This is a genomic window from Nocardiopsis sp. NPDC055824 (assembly GCF_053616335.1).
Map to the genome: position 1 here is coordinate 1 of NZ_JBSHDN010000321.1, position 4,656 is coordinate 4,656.

4 protein-coding genes are annotated in these 4,656 nt (G+C 75.0%); 2 read left to right on the forward strand and 2 right to left on the reverse strand.

Annotated features, from left to right (window positions below; translation table 11 throughout):
* Positions 1 to 16: 16 nt before the first annotated feature.
* Entirely contained in the window at positions 17 to 2,251 is a 2,235-nt protein-coding gene (locus tag ACWGL3_RS31065; RefSeq protein ID WP_267948554.1) for a serine/threonine-protein kinase, read from the reverse strand.
* Positions 2,252 to 2,635: 384 nt separating this feature from the next.
* Here ACWGL3_RS31065 and ACWGL3_RS31070 point away from each other — a divergent pair, with 384 nt between their 5' ends.
* Positions 2,636 to 2,926, forward strand: coding sequence for a DUF6504 family protein (locus tag ACWGL3_RS31070; RefSeq protein WP_378554889.1), 291 nt, complete (start codon positions 2,636 to 2,638; stop codon positions 2,924 to 2,926).
* Between the two features lie 164 nt (positions 2,927 to 3,090).
* Here the strand turns inward: ACWGL3_RS31070 and ACWGL3_RS31075 are convergent, their stop codons facing one another.
* Positions 3,091 to 3,681, reverse strand: a complete 591-nt coding sequence (locus ACWGL3_RS31075; RefSeq protein ID WP_267948556.1) for a GNAT family N-acetyltransferase — start codon at positions 3,679 to 3,681, stop codon at positions 3,091 to 3,093.
* Between the two features lie 191 nt (positions 3,682 to 3,872).
* Between ACWGL3_RS31075 and ACWGL3_RS31080 the strand changes: the two genes are divergently transcribed.
* Positions 3,873 to 4,481: a DinB family protein gene (locus ACWGL3_RS31080; RefSeq protein WP_267948557.1), complete on the forward strand. Its 609-nt coding sequence runs from the start codon at positions 3,873 to 3,875 to the stop codon at positions 4,479 to 4,481.
* Positions 4,482 to 4,656 lie beyond the last annotated feature (175 nt).

The window sequence follows — 4,656 nt, forward strand, 5'->3', positions numbered from 1 at the left end:
GCCCGGCGGCGCGCCCCTACCCCTCCTCGGTGACCTCGCCGAGGTAGAAGTCGGTGAAGAGCACGCCGAGGGGCTCGTTGCCGGGCCCGGGGCGGGTGACGACGCCGACCTGGCGGCGGTCCCCCGCCTCCTCCCCGTCGTCGGGCAGCGGGGTGTCGTCGACGGTGGTCAGCACGTGTTCGTCGTTGACCCACATCGACAGCTCCATGCGCTCCCCCTCCCCGTCCTCCGCGTCCTCGCCGTAGTACTGGCAGGAGAGCGTCACCGTGTTGGTCGGCACCGTGTCGGCCTCGAAGACGTAGGGGCGGTCCGGGTCGTAGTCACCGTCCCGCACCTCCTCGTCGAAGAGGGGGTAGGGCTCGAACCCGGAGACCTCGGTGGTCTCGGCGAGGGTGCGGTCGCCGTCCTCCTCGTTCATCCGGCGGATCTCCGCGCGCCTGCCGTCGTAGCGGAGCAGGGCCTCGTAGTGGGTGCGGTACTCCTCGCCGTCGTTGTCCCAGCACCGCACCCCGAACACGGCCTGCTCGGGGCCCTCGACGACGTAGGCGGTGGAGCTGACCACGACCCTGTCGGGGAGCACGCTCTCGGTGGTGATCGCCGCTTTCGTGCCGCGGCTGACGTAGGTGCTGGTCCCGGGGTCGTGCTGGAGGAGGTAGCCGCGCTCCTCCTGCCAGTAGCCGTCCTCCGTGCCGGGGTCGTAGACCGAGCCCCAGTCCGGGTCGGTGGTGAAGTCGATCTCGTAGAGGGAGACGGTGGGCGGCACCTCCTCGGAGCCGTTCAGCAGGACGGCCCCGCCGACGGCGGCGACGAGGACGACCGCGGCCGCGGCGGCGCCGATCGCGACCGTCCTGCGGCGCCTGCCCGGGTTCGGGCGTGCGCCGGCCGCCACCGGGCCCACGGGGCCTCCCGGGCCGCCGGGGCCGCTGAAGTTCGCCTGCTGCGTGCCGGGGCGCCGGTCGTGCGGAGGGAGGGAAGGGCCTCCCTGGCCCGGCGGCGGGTAGCGGCCGGGGAGGTTCTGCCCCCGGCCCGGGGGCTGGTTCGGGTACACGGCCCGGTGTCCCTGGGCCGGCTGGGGGCCGGACGGCGGGTGCCCGCGCCCGTCGGGCATCTGCCGGGTCGGCGGGGTCCGGTCCGGGGGGACCTGCTGGGTGGGCGGCACCGGTCGAACCGGCGGCTGCTGCGCGCGGGGGTCCTGGAAGGGGTGGGCGCCGGCGGTCCCCGGCCGCAGGGGATCCCCGGCCTCGGAGGGCTGTCCGCCGGGGGGTGTGGCGGGGCCCCGGGGGGCGGCCCCGCCTCCGGCCGGTCCGTTGTGCGCGAGCCCGGCGCCGGTCTCCTGCGGCGGCGCTCCGACCACGGGCACACCGCTGGGCGGGGCCCAGGAGTCCGTGATGGTGCGGCGGACCTCCGCCTCCTCCGGTTCCGCCTGACCGGTCAGGCGCGCCAGGATCTGCTGGGAGGACGGCCGGTTGGCGGGGTTCTTGTCCAGGGTCGCCCGGACCAGGTCCAGCAGGGCCGGGTCGAGGCCGTCGAGGCGGGGCGGCGCGGAGGAGATGTTGTGGAGGACGGCGGGCACGGTGGCCGCGTCGAAGGGGGCCCTGCCCGTGCCGGAGAAGGCGACGAGGCAGCCCCAGGCGAAGATGTCGGCGGCCGCGGTGGCCTGCTCCCCCAGGAGGAGTTCGGGGGCCGTGTAGGACGGGGTGCCCATGAGCTGGCTGGAGCGGGTGACCCCGCCGCCCGCCTCGTCCAGGGCGCGGGCGATGCCGAAGTCGATGACCTTGGGGCCCACGGGGGAGAGCAGGACGTTGGCGGGTTTGAGGTCGCGGTGGACCACCCCCGACCCGTGGATGGCGGTGAGGGCGGCGGCCACGCCCAGGGCGAGCCCCTCGAGGGTGCCGCCGCCCATGGGCCCGCCCGAGCGGATCGCCTCGTCCAGGTTCGGCCCCGGCACGTACTCGGTGACGATGTAGAGGGGTTCGCCCTCCAGCCGGGCGCCGAGGACCCCGGCGGTGGAGAAGCGGGCGACGCGGCGGGCGGACTCGACCTCGCGTGCGAAGCGGAGGCGGAAGGACTCGTCGTCGGCCAGGTCGGGATGGATGAGCTTGACGGCCACGGACCGGCCGGAGGGGTCCTCGGCGAGGTACACGGTGCCCATGCCGCCGCGCCCCAGGCGGCTCACGATGCGGTGGCCGTCCAGTTCGCGCGGGTCCCCCGCACGCAGGGGTTTGCCGCTCTCGTGTCCGTTCGACGTCACAGTGGGGGGTCCCTCGTAGTGGCTCGTGTGTTGCGCGCCTGACAGCGTACCGATGCCGACACGCCGACGCGTTCTGAACTGGTTCGGCGCTCGGCCGCTCCGGGGCGGGGCCGGACGCCGAACGCGGTGGTGGGGAGGGCCGGAGGTCGACCGGGGTGTGTCCCGTGCGGGTGGCGGCCCTCGAACAGTGCGCCGACGGCCCGGTGCTCGCGCCGGGGTTCCGCGCGGGGCCGGACCGGTCGTCACATGGGGGGATGCGGAACTTCCCGAAACAGTTCCACGGGGCCGCTGATTTCGCTAGGATTAGAACACATGTTCGACACTCGTCCGCGACTTCCCCACGGGTGGGTGTCCCGGCGACATGCGTTGGGGCTCAGGAGGCGGATGATGCTGAGGGGAAGTGTCGTGGGACGCTACTACGGGGCGGAGGTCACCGTCGTCGAGGATGACGGGCGCCCGGCCCGGTTCACGTGGAACGGCAGGGTGTACGGCGTGCGCAGGATCCTCGACCACTGGGTCACGCTGCGTATGGACTGGACACCGGTGAGCGGGTCCCAGGTGCCCGAGCGCAGGCACTGGAGGGTGGAGGCGGGAACGTCCCGGTCCCAGGGCGTGTACGAACTGCGCCACGACACGGCCAGCGGGACCTGGCTGCTCTCCCGCGTGTGGGGCTAGGGCCTCTCACGCGGACGCTCCCGGCCGGCCCGGCGCCCGCGCGGAACCGGACGGGCGGCCCCGCGGCCGTCCGCCCGGGGGCGGTCGGTGCGGGCAGGCCCGTGGGCGTCCGCCCGGGCGCGGTCCGCGCGGCGGGAGGCGGCCCGACGCCCGCGTGCCCGGGGCTACAGGCCGTCGGCGCGGACCAGGTCGGAGGGCAGGAGGCTGTACACGGCCAGGTCCGTCCGGCCCTCGTGCAGCGGCATCGCGCTCCGCTCGACGCCCTCGAAGGTGAATCCGGCCTGCTCCGCGACCCGGCGGGAGCCGGTGTTCCCGGTGCCCGCCTTGATCTCCACGCGGAGGAAGCCCTGGTCGACCGCCCAGCGGGAGACGGCCACGGCCGCCTCGGTCGCGTACCCCCGGCCGCGGCCCCAGGGGGACACCCAGTATCCGACCTCGGTGTTCATGGCGGGCCACAGGGTGCGGACCAGGCCGATGGCGCCCACCAGGCGGCCCGTCCCCTTCTCCACGACGGCCCACTGCTGGCCCTCGCCGCCGGTGCGCATCCCCGGGGCGACCTCGCGGCACCACTGCTCGGCGTCCTCGCGGGTGTAGGGCCGCCCGGGGCCGGGGATCGGGATCCACCGCTGGAGCTCGGGGTCGGTGCAGCTCGTGTGCACGTCGTCGATGTCGGCCTCGACGAACGCGCGCAGGCGCAGGCGTTCGGTCTCCAGGATCACGGACGGCAGGATCGGGTGCTGCTGGACGGTGGACATGCCGCTGTTCCCCCTCGACATCGGTGCGGAGTGCGCTCACGATACGCGCCCGCGAGGAGCACCCGGGACCGGTCCGTGCCGGTCACGCCCGCGCGCCGGGTGCGGGCTCCCCCGCGCGGGCCGGTGGTGCGCAGAACAGTCCTCGGCCCCGCCCGTCCGGGCGGGGCGCCCCTCATGAAAGGCGTTGCCGAATGACCGCGACAGACCCCTGCCCCGAGCTCCTGCGCTACCTCCGGGGAGCCAGGGAAGCCGTCCTGTGGAAGCTGGACGGGCTCTCGGAGTACGACGTCCGCCGACCGGTGACACCGACCGGGACCAACCTGTTGGGCCTGGTCAAGCACCTGGTCGCCGTCGAGTCGGACTACCTGGGGACGGTGTTCGGCCGCCCCTTCGGGGAGCCGGTGCCCTGGGCCGACCCCGGCGCGGAGCCCAACACGGACATGTGGGCCACCCCCGACGAGTCGCGCGAGTACATCGTGGGCCTGTACAGGCGGGTGTGGGCCCATGGGGACGCCACGGTCGCCGAGCTGGGGGCGGACGCGGTCGGCCGCGTCCCCTGGTGGCCGCAGGACCGGGCCGAGGTGACGGTGCGGCTGGTCCTGGTCCACCTGATCGCGGAGACCGACCGGCACGCGGGGCACGCCGACATCCTCCGGGAGCTCATCGACGGCGCCGCCGGGCTGGCGGCCGGAGGGGACAACCTGCCCGCCGTGGACCGCGCCTGGTGGGAGGGGTACCGGGACCGCCTGGAACGCGCGGCGCGCGAGGCCGGCGCCGCGGACGGCCCGCCCCTGGGGTGAGGCGGGCGGCGCGGTCCACCGGAACGCGCCGGAGGGGCCGCACCGCCCGGCTGGCGTTCCCCGCCGCCGCGGACCCCGGCCTAGGGCCTGTTTGGTAAGTCAGAGCCATTCGTTGATGGCAGCGATCCGGACGGTGGCCTCGTAGCGAAGGGCGAGCTTGTCGTAGCGCGTGGCC